The sequence below is a fragment of the Devosia sp. genome, from assembly GCF_035944845.1.
Classification (GTDB): Bacteria; Pseudomonadota; Alphaproteobacteria; order Rhizobiales; family Devosiaceae; genus Devosia_A.
On sequence record NZ_DASZAW010000109.1, the window covers coordinates 128,608 to 142,294 of the forward strand.

Genomic DNA, 13,687 nt, shown 5'->3' on the forward strand with positions numbered 1-13,687 from the left:
CCCACGCGGAGGGAGTAGCGAGCGCGCTGGTCAACCTTGTTTGCCGCGCGGAAGTTTCCAGCCTTCTCGATCTTCCTTCGCGTCCGTACCAAGGCCAAGGCCCTTACCTGCCGAAGTATCGCCGGTGGAGCCTCCAAGGTCGAAGCCCGGACGGTCGGTCTTCTCGGCTTTCTCGGCGCCGTCCCTCGTCTCTGTCTCCTCGGTCGTGATGGTTTCCGGCACGTCTCCGCGCGATGCTTCATCCGATGCCGGGCGCTGGTTGGTCGGTACGTTCTTGTACTCAGCCACCTGCACGCCGGTGCCATCGAGGCTCTGCCCCGAGCGGCGCTGCGCCTTGTCGCGATTGCTGAGGATGTCGTCCTTCCGGACTTTATCATCGTTCAGGTTGGTCATTGCGCCGCTTCCGCTGCTTTGGCCCACTGCCATGATCTTGTCCTTTCGTTGCCGCCTCGGTCGAGGCACCTGTTGGTCAACGGACGGCGGAGTGCATGGTTGCGCCGTGTCCTTAACCCCTGGATGGCGGAACGGAGACGGGACCGTGCACGCCGTTGCATCGAACGGCGAAGTGCGGCGGTCCGAGCGGACTGTCGAGGCGACCGGGTCGTGGCGATAGTCGCCGGGATCGGGGCGATCTCAAGCCAAAGGCGGCAAATCGGATGTCAGAGGACCAAATCCGCAAACGCCTGACCCGGACAGATCCGTGCGCTTGCCCCTGCTGGTCGACAGAACGGAAAGGGTGGTGCCGCATGCCGGATTCGAACCAGCGACCCCCTCATTACGAATGTGGGGGTTAGTGGGATCAGCCGGAATTAGCCGGTATCAGCCGATATCACAAGGTCGCTGATATCTGGGGTTCCGGGATCAACTGGTATCAGCCGATGCTTGCCGATTGAACGCGACATGCCTACTATCTGCTTACTAGCCGATTTGCTCCAGTAAGCAGGACCCACACATGCCTCGCCTCACGAAGCGGATCGTTGATACCGCGGTCAAGCAGGACAAGGACGCCTACCTCTGGGACGACGAGCTCACCGGCTTCGGCGTCAAGATCACGCCGGCCGGCAAGAAGGTCTTCCTGATCCAGTATCGTGTTGGCGGCGCCAAGGGGCGGACGCGTCGAGTGACGCTCGGCCACCTGGGTCCAGTAACCTGCGACGAGGCTCGCACCCGTGCCAAGGAATTGCTGGGCATGGTCAAGACAGGCAAGGACCCGGCAGAAGAACGCGATCGGCGCAAAGCCGAGAAGACCTTCGGCGAGACGATCACTAGCTTCGAGAAAGCTCACGTCGACCTCAAGACCAAAGACCGAACCGCCGAGGAGTATAAGCGCGCCCTCAAGCTCCACGTGCCCGAGAAGCTCCGGCGTCGTCCGATCGGCGACATCGGCCGAGCCGACATGGAGCAACTTCATCAGGACCTGAGCGATACTCCGACCATGGCGAACAAGGTCATCGCGATCCTTTCGAAGCTGTTCAGCTGGGCCGAGAAAACTGGGCTGCGCCCTGCCGGCGAGAACCCCTGCCGATACGTCGAACGGTACGACGAGGTGAAGCGCGAGCGGTTCCTTGCACCCGACGAACTCGGCAACCTAGGGAAAGCGCTTGCCGCTGACGAACGCCAGTACGTCGTCGCGGCAATCCGGCTGCTGCTGTTCACCGGCGCCCGCGTTAGCGAAATTCTGACTGCCGAGTGGTCGTGGGTCGATCTCGCGAAAGGCACTATCCGCCTTCCCGACTCCAAGACCGGTCGGAAAACGCTCCACCTCAACGCGCCCGCGCTCGAGGTGCTCAATGGGCTCGCCAAGGTGAAGGACAATCCCTTCATCATCGTCGGCGACATCGAGAAGGCGCACCTGGTCAACATCCAGAAGCCATGGCGCGCTATTCGGAAGGCGGCGGGGCTGGATGACGTCCGGCTCCACGATCTCCGCCACACCTTCGCCAGCGTAGGTGTCGAGGGCGGCGCCTCACTCGTGATGGTCGGTACCCTGCTCGGCCACACCCAGCCCCAGACGACAAAGCGCTACGCCCACCTAGCCAATGATCCTCAGCGTGTGGCTGCCGATGCCATCGCCAAGCGGATCGCGGACCGCCTTTCACCAAAGCCGACGCCGGCATCCGATCCGACCGACGACAACGTGTACCCGCTCAAGCGAGGGCCATCCGCATAGCGAGAAGCACGGGGATAGGACGGCCATCCGACAAGCCGGGCACACCTCCGGCTTCCCCGTGCGCCATCAGGTGTTCGCAGAGGTAGCGACGTGAACGACCCTCAGCCGACAGGCTATATCTCGCTCCGGCGGGCCTTCGAGACTTACAATGACACCTGGCCCGAGCCGTCAGAGATCGCCGAAAAGCAGAAGCTGACCGACGAGCACCTCGCCCAGTTCAAGTATGCCATGGCACACGATCAGCTTCGAGCGAGTGTGAGATACCCGGATCGGCAGGGGGAGTTTGAGGTTCCGCCGCATCTCTGGTCGGTAGAAGGGTTCACTGAACTCGAGATCCTGCACGACGCCGTACCGACACACGCTCCACCGGAGTGGTCGAGCTACGTAGGCCGCACGCTTTTCGTCCGGGAAAGCAGCTTTCGGCAATGGCTCGATCACAACGGCTGGCAACCGCTCCCGAACCCGAAGGACTTCGATGATCCGGCGTCCATGCCGACATGGACCATCCCCATGGTCTGCGCATGGATTGGGACAACTGACATCGAGCGTGTCAGGTGGCAAATGAGCGCTTGGCGACGAGCGCATGGCTGGCCCGACGCATCCCTCGCCCTCCTGGCCGTGGGCCAGATGATCGACGAGGACGACGATGAGGACGATCCGGCACATTTCGACAGTCAGGATGCATACAAACGATTGGCCAGTGCAGGAGAGAACGGGGACATCCTCGCGACCGCAATGTCCTCCGAGACGGGCCAACCCGTTCAGCTGAAACCATCCGATTGGACTTATGGCCAGCTAGAGTTTGGCAATGGACTAGACGAACGACTGCGGGTCGGCAGCGTGGTGTTTTCGCGGATCACCTTTAGGCGCACCGAGGTCCAGTCGCTTTGGCGAAACGAGGCGCTATCCACCCTTTCACAGACCGGCGCACCAGGACGCCCTTCGTCGATGTATGTGGTGCTGGAAGAGTTCGAACGTCGCGCGCGGTTATCCCCGCCTGAGGTCGTGCAGTCTGTCGGCAAGCAGGCGGACATTCTTCACGACTGGTTCACCGCCAACCACAAGGGCCTGCCGCCGCTCACCCCAAAGACAATAGAGAACAGAATCCGCGATCGGCATCGCGAGGTTTCGCCCCGAAAATAAGGTTTCGGGGGCTTTTCGGAGGACTTTTTCGGGTTCGCCGGGACACTCAGGTTCGCCGTGTTCACTCGGACACGGACGGACTCAAATGCATCATCCCCTCGCATACCAGCTCCCCGACTTCCTGAAAATTGCCGGCATCGGCAGGACGAAGGCGTACGAGGAAATCAGAGCTGGCCGGCTTAAAGCTCGCAAGAGTGGCAACCGCACCATTGTGTTGGCTGCCGACGCGCAAGCTTACCTCGACAGCCTGCCGACATTCTCGCCGCGGAGTGCGGCATGATGACGGACGCGCACGAGGGCATTCGCGGCGCCCTGCTGACGCCCATCCAGACCGCGGAATATCTAACGCTGTCGATCTCGACTCTGGCTCGTATGCGGATCGCCGGCAACGGCCCCACCTTCATCCGCCTCTCGCCTCAGAAAATCGGATACCGCCAGACAGACCTCGACAAGTTCCTCGAGGACCGCGTCCGCACGTCCACCAGCCAGTCCTAACCAGCAAAAGGAACGGGACCAAAGGCTGGCACGCCCCGGTCCCGTGGTAGTCGTCGAATGACTAAAACGCTTATGCCCGAAGGCGGCCTCGGCCGCAAGAATTCTGCACATCATCAACCCTTCCCCCTGACCGATTTCACCCGCGCCGGGCTGGTTATCTTCAGGAGGACGAGGCTGTCGCCCAGCGTCTGCAACAGGCTCGCCGAGCTGGCCGGCCTCGGTCATCAGGAGGCGCGCTGATGACCACCATCGATATCAACGAAGTCGGCGGTGAAGCGGAGAAGGTATGGCCCGCTCAGAACAAGTGGAACGCCAAGAACCGCAACAAGCTTCGCGCCCATCGCGCCGTTGCTGTCGCCCTTCGTCGCCGCGAACTGAAACGCGGCAAGTGCGAGGTGTGCGGCAGTTTCCGTGTCGACGCTCATCACGACGACTACGCGCAGCCACTGATCGTCCGCTGGTTCTGCCGCAAGCACCACCAGCAACTCCATGCCGAACTCCGGAGGGCGTCGAAATGACCGACTGGCGTCCTCACCATGTTGAGCTCGACTCCGGCATCACCAAGGTCGCCGGCGTCGTCACAGGCAATCGGGTGTTCTGGGTCGATATCGTCGAAGTCGACGGCGGACGGCTTGGGGTCTGGCTCGGTCACAGTTACCACGAGGCAATCGTGGAGGCCGAGCGGGCCCGGATCGACTTCGAGCTGCACGAGCCCGTCAAGGATCTGGTCGCTGGCCACGACGGGGTGCGGCCATGAGCGCGGTGAAACGCATGAAAGAGAAAGAGTCGCGCCATGTGCGGCTCTACCACTGGCTCACGGACACCGAGGCTTGGCGCGATCTCGACTGCGTGGCCCGCTGCGTCTACCTGCAGCTCGCTCGACGCTACGGTGGCCCTGACAGCAACAACGGCCGCATACCGTACTCGCTGGCCGAGATCGCCGACGACTTGGGCGTCAGCAAGCAGACCTCGATGCGCGCGCTGGACAAGCTTCAGGACCACGGGTTCGTGGTGATGGTGAAGCAGGGCGCGTTCCGTCTGAAACATCGGCACGCCACCGAATGGCGGCTCACAGAATTCAGGTGCGACGTCACCGGCGTGATGCCGACGAAGGAGTTTGCGCGCTGGCGAAAATCAGAAGCCGGTTCCACCAGGAAACCCCATCGGGTGTCGACACGGAACCGAACGGGTGTCGTGGTGGAGCAGGTATCAAACAGTAACCGGCCCTACGGTTCCACCACGACACCCGAGAGCCCAAACGACGGTTCCACCACGACACCACTAGTAGTTTACCAGGGGGGTGGTGGGCAGGAACGTGGTGGAGCGCGGTTGCGCGAGGCCGCCCACACGAGCAGCGTGCAACCGCGCGGTGCACCGGCGCTCCTCGTCACCCCTAGGCTGCAGCGAATGGATCGAGGAGATGCGTGATGGTCGGGTCACTCGTCCGGAGCAGTGTCCGGCGCCTCTGTGGGCACCACGCTTTCGAAAGGATCCTCGAGAGCGTTCATATCCTTGAGGAACTGCCTGAAACTCGCCATGTCGCTTTCGCTCGGGAGCGGGTTTGTCGGAACAGCCCGGAACGAGTTCGCGATGTCTCGCCGGCTCAAAGTGCCAAACACTGCGACGTCGTTCGAGATCTCGTACTGAATTGACCCCGTCCAGTTGCTAATCCGTCCATACCCAGGAGCGAAGGCAATTGAACCGGGGACCTTCGCGACCTCGTGCTTAGCTAGCGTCATCCTCAGCAGTTCCATCCATTTGAACGGCTGCTCGGTCTTAAGCAGGTCTGCTCGCAAGGCGCTGACCACCGCCGGGTCGTCCTTCAGTTCTTGGAGCTGGTTGGCGAACATCTCGCGCCCGTAGTGCTTATACCTAAGTGGCTTCCGGTACTTAGATATCATCTGGTCGAGCAAACGGTTGTCGTGCCACTTGACCATGTCGCTCGCTCGCTGCCGCCAGGTTCGCATCAACTCGTAGACCGCAAAAATCCACATCTGGGTCTGCGCCTGGAGGAAGAATGCAGTCGTCGGCGTCCTGTCCTCCGCGGCCATCTCCTGAAGCGTTTGCGATTCGACGTCGTTCAGAAAGTTATCGACGACACCGATGTTGTTGGCCTGCATCGAAAGATACATGTCCTCGCCCAGCATTTTCAGACCGAGCAGCGCGGCAGTTAGATCGTATGGCTCAAAGGACGGCTCCTGATGACCGTCGTCATAGTCGAAATCGTCGGCGCCTTCGAACTCGGTCATGACTTTCTCCGGTGGCATGCACCGCGCCAGTTTGCGGCTGTCCTATCGATACCGTATCCATAGCGCACCGACATACGGAGACGGAGGGGTGAGTGCTCAAGACAAGGCCGGATGTTTTCATCATCGAGAGCCTCGATCCTGATGATGAGGGCAATGGCAGGTTCGAAGGCAGCATAATCTCCAACATGCTTCGCCTGCACGGGAAGCTGCCCGAATACCGGTACGTCAGGACACGCGCTCAGTTCGAGGACGCTATCCGAGAGTTCGGCCGATCTCGGTATCGATACCTGCACATCTCCGCGCATGGCGACCCCGAGGGCATGTGCACGACGAACCTTGACGAGATCGACTACGATGAGTTGGCCGATCTCCTGAAGCCTCACCTCCAGAACAAGCGGCTCTTCCTTTCCGCCTGCTCCATGGTGCACGAGGACATGGCGGGTTACCTGATTCCGAAAACGGACTGCTTTTCGGTGATCGGGCCCGTGGACGATATCCACTTCCACAAGGCCGCGATCTTCTGGGCCTCGCTCTACCACCTACTGTTCCTCAAGGACTCCGAGAAGATCAATCGAGCCCGGCTTCGGGACACGCTGTTCAGGACGGCCGAGCTGTTCGAGGTCAATGTGAAGTTCTTCTACCGTAGGGAGGACGGCAAAGGTTTCGGTGAAGAACTGCTGACCTGAGCCAGGTCGAACGCGCAGCCCGCAACCAGTAGATAGCCGCTGACATCGGCTAGCATCCGTATGCACTGTAAGTTATTGAATTTGCTGTCGTTTCTTCTTCGTGGTACAGTTCTTAGGCCTGATTTGCCTAAGGATGCCCAGCGATGCGCACTTCCACTCTGCCGACCCGTCAGCCCCTCTCGGAGCTGCTGAAGGTCGCGATCACACCGGCCGAAAAGCACGCGGCTTTCGAGGCCGCCGCCAAGCGCGGTGTCACTGCCTCTGAGCTGGTCCGACAAGCGCTGCAGCGCGAAGTGCAGGCGGCATAGCCATGGCCACCGCACTCACCGCGCCGATGCCACTCGCCCGCGCCCTGCGCCCTGGCGGTTACAGCACCGCCCAGCCTCAAGGCCTCCTCGAACTGTTGTTGGCGGGCGCGAACCGGGGCAGTGACATCAGCCAGTTGCCGACGTTGGCGGGCGCTAGTCCGACGACGCGCCCGCCGTCGTCAGGTCAGGTGCAGGAATATTCGGCCCAGATGCAGCCCACCGACACTTCGGTCGGAGCGATGGCCGCGGCCTCGGAAAATCCGTACGCGGCCCGACCCGGCATCCTCGGCGCCATTTTCGGCGCTGACAGCGGCGTCGGAAAGTGGACGGCCGAGAACCGCGGGCTGCTTCAAGGTATCGGGTCAGCGCTCCTCAGCGATGGCATGGATTTCTCCCAACTGCCCCGCTTTACGGCCATGGATGACGAACGCCGGATGAAGGCGTCGGAATGGGCAAAGGGCCAGGGGAGCAAGAACGGCTTGCTGTTCAACCTGAAGAATGCAGGCCCCGACTATGCCGATATCCTCGAAGGGCTCGAGGGCGGCTATCTCGATCAGAACGACGCATTCAAGGCCTGGTCTGAGCGACGGAGCCAACTCGCCGAACAGGCCAAGATCAGCGCGAAGAACAAGGGCAACGCGACCTTCATCAATGATCCCGAGTTGCGCGCTGCGGTCGAGGCCGGGGCCTTGCCCTTTGCCGAAGCGTACAAACTGGAGCGGAGCCCGGACAAGTTCATCAATGCCGGGGACGGGAACCTGTTCAACACCGGCTCGGGCGAATGGCTATCGGCTCCCGGAGCCAACGCCCCCGACCTCAAGGAACTGTTCGGGTTCGAAAAGGACCTCTATGCGCAGTACGCCAACTCCGATCCTGCCAAGACCTACGAGGCGGTGAAGGGTGGATACGAGCGTGTTCGCGAGAGCGCTCAGCAGCAGTCCGGGGCCGGCGACATGGCCATGCTCTACGGCTACATGCGCATGCTCGATCCCGGCTCGGTTGTCCGCGAGAGCGAGTTTGCCATGGCGGCGCAGGCCGGTGACTTCGGCGAGCAGGTCCAGGGAATGGTGTCCCGCCTGCTCAACGGCCAGCGCTTGCCGGAAACCCAACGGCAGGAGTTTCTCGCCAACGCCGAAAAGCTGTACGGCGCGGCGGCGGGGAACCTAACGGACATCAATAGCCAGTTCACCGACCGGGCGGCAGGCTACGGCGTCGATCCGAGCCGCTTCATCAGGCAGCCCGAGCAGTTCCCAGCCTTCGGCCAGCAGCCCCAGCAGATCACCGACGCTGCCCAATATCAGGCGCTTCCGTCCGGCACGCAGTACGTCGCCCCAGACGGGACAGTGCGGGTGAAACCCTGATGGCCAATTTCTGGGAAGCTGATCCGATCGTCTCACCGGCCGGTGCACCGAAGTCGGGGCCGTTGCCCGGCGCAATGCCGATGGCTGCAGCGGGCGCGATGCCAGCGTCAGGCGGCGGCCAATTCTGGGCGAATGATCCCATCGTCGAGAACGAGGCAACAGAGCCGACCGCTCAGGAGCGCTACGACGCCGCCTTGGAGAAGTATCGCGCGCTCGTCGCGCCGCAGACAAATGCTGCCAAGTTCCGCCAGGGCGTAACCGAGCGACAGCCGACGCTGATCCCCGGCATCTCGAACGCGGGCCCTCTCGCACCGTACGACGCCACCCAGCTCAGCCAGCACGGCCTATTTTTCGGCGCGACCGACGAGATGACAGCGGGCATGGATGCGCTCGGCGCAGGCATTGGCCAGCTATTCGGCGGAAAGGGGCCCGGCATGGGTGATGTCTATGCTGTGCGGCAGGAGCTAGAGGCAGCGCGGCGTGACCTGGGACGCGAGCAGCTGGGTGGCTGGGGCACGCTGGCGGAGGTAGCTGGCGGTCTCGGCACCGGTGGTATGGCGGCCAAGAGCGCGATGGCGCTCGGTTCGCAGGCGCCAGCCGCATTTCAGACGCTCAAGGGCCTGACCGGGGCCGCAGCATCAGGCGGAGCATATGGGTTCGGCTCAACCGATGGCGGGCTGGATCAGCGACTACCGGCGGCCGGTATAGGGGCGCTCGTAGGAGCAGGCGCTGGAGTAGCCGCGCCGCTGGTCGCTCGTGGGGCACAGAAGGTGCTTTCCATCCCGGCGAACCGAGCAGCCTCATCAGCCACCAGGGCCGCAATCGGCACAGCCCCGACCTCATCAGCGATCAAGACGAAGGCGCGAGCGGGCTATAAGGCGGCAGAAAGAACTGGCGCCGTTGTCGACGGCAAGGCGATCAACCTGTTGAGCCATGACATTCGCTCGATGCTCGTCAATGAGGGTATCCTGCTCCAGTCGGGCCAGTTGGTGGGTGGGTACCCCAAACTCGCTGGCGCCCTCGATGCGCTCGGTCAGTTCGGCGCAAACGGTGCAATGACGGTGAAGCAGGCGATGACCCTCAACCGCACCTTCCGCAATGCCGCGAAATCGAACGACCCGGCTGAGGCCGCTATCGGCATGGCCATGGTGAAGCAACTCGACGACTTCTTCGAGAACCTGCCTGTTCAGGCATTCAGCACCAACGGCAAGGCCGGCATGGACGCCGTGCGGCTATGGGGCGAAGCACGAAAGGATTGGGCCCGGTTCAAAAAGACCTCGACCATCGAGAAGGCCATCTATGACGCCGGCCTGCACCAGGACGGGTTCGCGAAAGGGCTTCGCGGCGAGTTCGTCAAGATCCTCAAGAGCGACAAGAAGCGGCGCGGGTTCGCCGATGCCGAGTTGTCGGCAATGGAACGCTATGTGCAGGGTGGAACGATCCAGGGTTTCATGCAGGATCTGGCGTCGGGCGGGTCGATCCCCGCTTCCGTGCTCGGCCTGGTCGCGGGCGGCCCGATCGGCGCGGCGGTTGCTGGCGTAGGCAAGGCAACGGCGGGCAGGATCGCCGGCGGCTCTCTGAACCGGAGTGCCTCTCAGGCAGCCGATGCCGTTCGCGCTCAGGCGGCGCTGCCCAATGGGCTGCCCCAGCTTCCTCGGAAAGCACCGCCGATGATCGATGGCACCTTCCGCACTGTCTCGGTGAACGCTGCCAATCCAGCTTTCGAGGATCAGCGCCGAGGCCTCGCAGGGCTGCTGCAGGGATACGGAGTGGCTAGGTGAAATCGTCCTTCGACGGATCGTTGCCGAAGAAGAAATTAGGCCACAAACCGGCGAGCGTCGCCCCGGCATACATCGCGATAGGTATCACGAACAGCTGTAGCCACCAGAGGTGCGGGACAACCAGCCCGCAGAACAAGCTGCCGGCAATTGCTGCTAGCAGAAAGCCAGCGAAAGCGATGCGCAGATGCTTCGGGCTCGCCAACGGGCGGTCAAAGGCCCGGCGATATTCATGCCGCGGTAACTCTATCTCGGGGCGTTGCTCGCTCATGGCCTGGAATGTGCTCCGCCTCGAGGCGTTCGGCAAGGAAGGCGTCCATGCTGCCTGACCTCGAGCTGCAGGACGACATCGGTTTCGCCTATTGGTGGACACGCCAGATGGTGGGTCAGTTGCATGGCGACTTGCCGTGGCTTCTTGATCCCGGCAGTGGCGACGATGCCATGACCAAGATCCGGATGGTTGACGCGTTGCGCATTCCGCTCCAGCAGGCAGGCGTTGCAGTGCCCGCTATAGTCGATCCCGACCAAGACCCGATCGGCAATATGATCGCCTGGCGGGACTTCCTCGCCACCATGACCGCGGTGCACTGATGACCGAGGTGGCTACTAAAGATCCCTATCAGCCGAGCGAAACAGAGCGCGCCATTGCTGAAGGTGTCAGGGCGCGCGAGAAACTCAAGCCGCGCCCGAAGATGGGCACGACCTACTCGGAAGTGGACGGGGTTCTCGAGGCCAAGATTGCCCTTGACCATCCCGACCCGAAGGGCGCCGGCTCGGACGTGTTCTACGCCTCGATCGGCACGCACGACTGGGACTTCGCCCGCCTGCTCATCGCCCACGTGGCTGCCTTCTCACAATCATCGAAGGACGAAACGACGAGCCGTGACGACAAGGTATTCCGCGGCCACATGGCGCTGGTCCAGGGTGTGGAACCCAAGGACGAGATCGAGGCCATGCTGGCGGTGCAGATGGCGGCCGTCCACAGCGCCACAGTCCGCATGGCCACCGACATGCGCAACGCTGGCACAATCGACCGGCTGGAGTTCTACGAGCGCTCAATGAACCGCCTGGCCCGAACCTTCACTACGCAGGTGGAGGCCCTCAAGAAACACCGTAGCGGCGCCCAGAAAGTCGTGGTCGAGCACCGGCACTATCACCTTCACCAAGAGACTGCCGACACCGAAGAGGGGGTCGGGGTGTCCGAAGAATTGGAGCATCAACCTCATGTGCGGCGTCTTTCCGAACGCGAAACAGTGCTCAGCCACCTCGAAGCGCACCGGCAACCGGTGCAGGGGGCCGGCTGTGATGGGGTGGAAGGTGTGCCGGTTCCACGGGGCAAGGTCGGGGGCACCCGAAGGGCCGCGTAATGGACGTTATCTGCACGGCGGCGCGACCAAGGAAGCCCGGCGTGATCGAGCCGACCTTGAGCAATTGCTTCGGGAGGTTCGCCAGACCCTCGCCGTCCTGTAAATACAGGCGGGAAACAGGCCGGACGGCGCCCATTGAAAACAATGGCTGATCAATGGGAAACCTGTGGCCGCGCTCAGTCGCTAGCAGGCAACGACCTGTAACGCCTGGGACGTCTCTTCGGTGTGCCGCTATTCAGCGATCACCCTCACTTCGCTTGAAGCCCACAAAGGCCCAACCGAAGGCAGCACCAACAGCTAGGATCGCCATGGGCCAGAAGACGGCGGCCCAAAACCAATTTAGTAGTCCAGTGATGCGCGCCTCCGATTTGGTTCTCTCGGCGGCCCCCTCCATGAAGGGAGCGGCTCCCGCCAGCATTTCACTCAATTGTTCGGGTGTGACTGTCGCTCGGGCGTAGAGCCGCCCATTCTCCAGCGCATGGGCGATAAAGGTTCCCTTCGCGACAGATGCTTCCAAGGCCCTGTAAAGCGCTCCATAGGAAGGAACGAACTCAAACTGACGGGTCTCCGAGTTCCGGACAATAAGCCGTTCGGGCACGTAGGGGTTGAGCAATGACGACACGAGGAAGCCGGAACAGATCAACAGCCATACCCCGGCGAGCACCGCCCAAAGACGGAAGAACCCACGCGCCCAACTGACCTTCGCGCGCCCGACGACCGGGTGCCCGGCCTCACCGGTTGAGCCGTGCAGCGGGGCGTTACGCATTCGTCCGCCGTCCTAGTATGGCGCCCAGCTCGCGCGCCACTTCCACAGTGTCGGCCTTTCCGAGATTTGCGATGAATTCCTGATGGCGTTCCGGTGGGATATGCGCCGCTAGCCACTCCGCCGCGCGCCCAGCGGCCAGTTCCGCAGTCATCCCGGCCGCGGCGCATAGGGTGCGATACGTGCGCAGGTCGATATCGCCACGCTCCAGAAGCTCCGCGGCGAACTGGATGCGCGAAGCGTTCTCCGTCCCGTACCAGACGGCAAGCAGGTCCCCGGCCTCGCGCTCGTCTCGGCTGGGCTTAGCCATCAGCACGGCCAGTTCCCGCAGACTCAAATCCGCAACGCGTTGCGCTTTTGCCGGATCGTGGCCGACATGTTTCGCAACCTTCATGTAAAGCTGCGCCGTGCGCTCCGAGAACGTGCAGTGCTCAGCCAGCCATGGTTTCCAGCTGCCATGAGGAACCGTCGCCTTCGCTTGCTCCAATAGCTTCCCGCACTCGATGGCGAAGACCACGGCCTGGCGCTTGGCTTTTTCGACGTTGGCGTGCGCGTCGTTGATGGCGCCGGCAATGTTCGATGTTGTCATTCGGGCGCCCCCGGTTTCTTAAGCAACAGCCTCGCTCCCGTACCGTCTCCGTTGGTGATTTCCACATCCTCCGCAGCATAAGCCGCCACCAGTTTGGCCTTGGTCGTGTCTGTGGCTACGCCGGTGCTCTCGAACCGATGAACGGTCGTGAACGCCACCCCTGCCGCGTCTGCCAGGTCTCGGACTGACCACTTCAGTATGGCGCGGGCCGCGCGGTTTGCCTCTGGCGTCAGGTTTGCCAAATCGAGTAACTCCACAAAACGCATACAAGCGTATGCTTTTCAGTTGCAATGCATACAAGCGTATGCGATACATACACCTGTTAGCGAAATCGAGCAACAGGAAGTCCCGATGTTCAACCGCTCCGAAATCCTCCGCTCTGCCTGGGCCGCCTACCGTCTGGCCCGCCCCGCAGTGTTCGCAGCCGGTGACGAGACTGGCAGCCGTGCGTTCCTCCGCCCCTTTTTCGCTAAGATGCTGCGCCGCGCATGGGAAGATGCCAAGGCCGAGGCCAGCACCGCCAACGCCCGTGAGGCTACCCGCCTTGCCACTGAGTTGCAGGCGCGCATCCGTGCTTCGCAGGCTGACCTTGCCGCCCGCATGGACCCGATGGCCCGTTCAGCTCGCATCGTCGAAATCCGCGGCGAGCTGCAGGTGCTCGACTACGCCCCGTGGGGTGTCCGCACCAGCCAGCGCCGCGCCGACCTCGGCATCGAACTCCAGTTGCTCGAAACCACCGCCGCTGCATCCCAGTCGCTCGCTGCGTAGCCACTCGCCA

General features: G+C 62.4%; 20 protein-coding genes. 14 read left to right on the top strand and 6 right to left on the bottom strand.

The annotated features are described in order from the left end of the window. Positions 1-30: 30 nt before the first annotated feature. Positions 31-393, bottom strand: coding sequence for a hypothetical protein (locus tag VGV07_RS21800; RefSeq protein ID WP_326870841.1), 363 nt, complete (start codon positions 391-393; stop codon positions 31-33). A 559-nt stretch (positions 394-952) separates the two neighbouring features. Between VGV07_RS21800 and VGV07_RS21805 the strand changes: the two genes are divergently transcribed. The 7 genes from VGV07_RS21805 to VGV07_RS21835 all read left to right on the top strand — a co-directional run bounded on the left by VGV07_RS21805 (position 953) and on the right by VGV07_RS21835 (position 5,236). Beyond that, positions 953-2,170, top strand: coding sequence for a site-specific integrase (locus tag VGV07_RS21805; RefSeq protein ID WP_326870842.1), 1,218 nt, complete (start codon positions 953-955; stop codon positions 2,168-2,170). 90 nt (positions 2,171-2,260) lie between these two features. After that, positions 2,261-3,313, top strand: a complete 1,053-nt coding sequence (locus tag VGV07_RS21810) for a hypothetical protein (protein ID WP_326870843.1) — start codon at positions 2,261-2,263, stop codon at positions 3,311-3,313. A gap of 85 nt (positions 3,314-3,398) precedes the next feature. Further along, on the top strand, positions 3,399-3,593 hold the full coding sequence (locus VGV07_RS21815) for a DNA-binding protein (RefSeq protein ID WP_326870844.1): 195 nt from the start codon (positions 3,399-3,401) through the stop codon (positions 3,591-3,593). Then, complete coding sequence (locus VGV07_RS21820) at positions 3,590-3,808, top strand: hypothetical protein (protein WP_326870845.1); 219 nt, start codon at positions 3,590-3,592, stop codon at positions 3,806-3,808. Before VGV07_RS21815 ends, VGV07_RS21820 begins: the two co-directional genes overlap by 4 nt. A gap of 239 nt (positions 3,809-4,047) precedes the next feature. Then, entirely contained in the window at positions 4,048-4,326 is a 279-nt protein-coding gene (locus VGV07_RS21825; protein WP_326870846.1) for a hypothetical protein, read from the top strand. Then, positions 4,323-4,565 (top strand): hypothetical protein, encoded by a 243-nt coding sequence (locus VGV07_RS21830; protein WP_326870847.1) that lies wholly within the window; start codon positions 4,323-4,325, stop codon positions 4,563-4,565. The genes VGV07_RS21825 and VGV07_RS21830 overlap by 4 nt, the downstream gene beginning before the upstream one ends. Next, positions 4,562-5,236, top strand: a complete 675-nt coding sequence (locus tag VGV07_RS21835; protein WP_326870848.1) for a helix-turn-helix domain-containing protein — start codon at positions 4,562-4,564, stop codon at positions 5,234-5,236. Before VGV07_RS21830 ends, VGV07_RS21835 begins: the two co-directional genes overlap by 4 nt. Positions 5,237-5,244: 8 nt before the next feature. Here VGV07_RS21835 and VGV07_RS21840 read toward each other — a convergent pair whose 3' ends face one another. Then, positions 5,245-6,057 carry a hypothetical protein gene (locus VGV07_RS21840; protein ID WP_326870849.1) on the bottom strand — a complete coding sequence of 271 codons (813 nt, stop codon included), beginning with the start codon at positions 6,055-6,057 and terminating at the stop codon, positions 5,245-5,247. A gap of 92 nt (positions 6,058-6,149) precedes the next feature. Here VGV07_RS21840 and VGV07_RS21845 point away from each other — a divergent pair, with 92 nt between their 5' ends. From VGV07_RS21845 to VGV07_RS21860, 4 genes are all read left to right on the top strand, one after another. Then, positions 6,150-6,743, top strand: coding sequence for a hypothetical protein (locus VGV07_RS21845; protein WP_326870850.1), 594 nt, complete (start codon positions 6,150-6,152; stop codon positions 6,741-6,743). A 143-nt stretch (positions 6,744-6,886) separates the two neighbouring features. Beyond that, positions 6,887-7,051 carry a hypothetical protein gene (locus tag VGV07_RS21850; RefSeq protein ID WP_326870851.1) on the top strand — a complete coding sequence of 55 codons (165 nt, stop codon included), beginning with the start codon at positions 6,887-6,889 and terminating at the stop codon, positions 7,049-7,051. A gap of 2 nt (positions 7,052-7,053) precedes the next feature. After that, positions 7,054-8,412, top strand: coding sequence for a hypothetical protein (locus VGV07_RS21855; RefSeq protein ID WP_326870852.1), 1,359 nt, complete (start codon positions 7,054-7,056; stop codon positions 8,410-8,412). Then, complete coding sequence (locus VGV07_RS21860) at positions 8,412-10,193, top strand: hypothetical protein (protein ID WP_326870853.1); 1,782 nt, start codon at positions 8,412-8,414, stop codon at positions 10,191-10,193. The genes VGV07_RS21855 and VGV07_RS21860 overlap by 1 nt, the downstream gene beginning before the upstream one ends. On the opposite strand, the gene VGV07_RS21865 is transcribed toward VGV07_RS21860, so the two are convergent. Further along, on the bottom strand, positions 10,186-10,461 hold the full coding sequence (locus VGV07_RS21865; RefSeq protein ID WP_326870854.1) for a hypothetical protein: 276 nt from the start codon (positions 10,459-10,461) through the stop codon (positions 10,186-10,188). The two genes, VGV07_RS21860 and VGV07_RS21865, sit on opposite strands and share 8 nt — an antisense overlap. Before the next feature lie 47 nt (positions 10,462-10,508). On the opposite strand from VGV07_RS21865, the gene VGV07_RS21870 reads away from it, so the two are divergent. After that, a complete protein-coding gene (locus VGV07_RS21870; protein ID WP_326870855.1) occupies positions 10,509-10,781 on the top strand; it encodes a hypothetical protein in 273 nt (90 codons plus the stop codon). Continuing rightward, the gene (locus tag VGV07_RS21875) at positions 10,781-11,557 is read left to right on the top strand and encodes a hypothetical protein (RefSeq protein ID WP_326870856.1); all 777 of its coding nucleotides are present in this window, start codon (positions 10,781-10,783) and stop codon (positions 11,555-11,557) included. Before VGV07_RS21870 ends, VGV07_RS21875 begins: the two co-directional genes overlap by 1 nt. Positions 11,558-11,792: 235 nt before the next feature. Here the strand turns inward: VGV07_RS21875 and VGV07_RS21880 are convergent, their stop codons facing one another. Genes VGV07_RS21880 through VGV07_RS21890 form a run of 3 tightly spaced genes read right to left on the bottom strand, consistent with a single transcriptional unit; the run spans position 11,793 to position 13,175 of the window. Next, positions 11,793-12,323, bottom strand: a complete 531-nt coding sequence (locus VGV07_RS21880) for a hypothetical protein (RefSeq protein ID WP_326870857.1) — start codon at positions 12,321-12,323, stop codon at positions 11,793-11,795. Next, positions 12,316-12,909: a DUF3102 domain-containing protein gene (locus tag VGV07_RS21885; protein ID WP_326870858.1), complete on the bottom strand. Its 594-nt coding sequence runs from the start codon at positions 12,907-12,909 to the stop codon at positions 12,316-12,318. Before VGV07_RS21885 ends, VGV07_RS21880 begins: the two co-directional genes overlap by 8 nt. Continuing rightward, positions 12,906-13,175 (bottom strand): helix-turn-helix transcriptional regulator, encoded by a 270-nt coding sequence (locus VGV07_RS21890; protein ID WP_326870859.1) that lies wholly within the window; start codon positions 13,173-13,175, stop codon positions 12,906-12,908. Before VGV07_RS21890 ends, VGV07_RS21885 begins: the two co-directional genes overlap by 4 nt. Before the next feature lie 85 nt (positions 13,176-13,260). Here VGV07_RS21890 and VGV07_RS21895 point away from each other — a divergent pair, with 85 nt between their 5' ends. Continuing rightward, positions 13,261-13,677: a hypothetical protein gene (locus VGV07_RS21895; RefSeq protein WP_326870860.1), complete on the top strand. Its 417-nt coding sequence runs from the start codon at positions 13,261-13,263 to the stop codon at positions 13,675-13,677. The last annotated feature ends 10 nt before the right edge of the window (positions 13,678-13,687 follow it).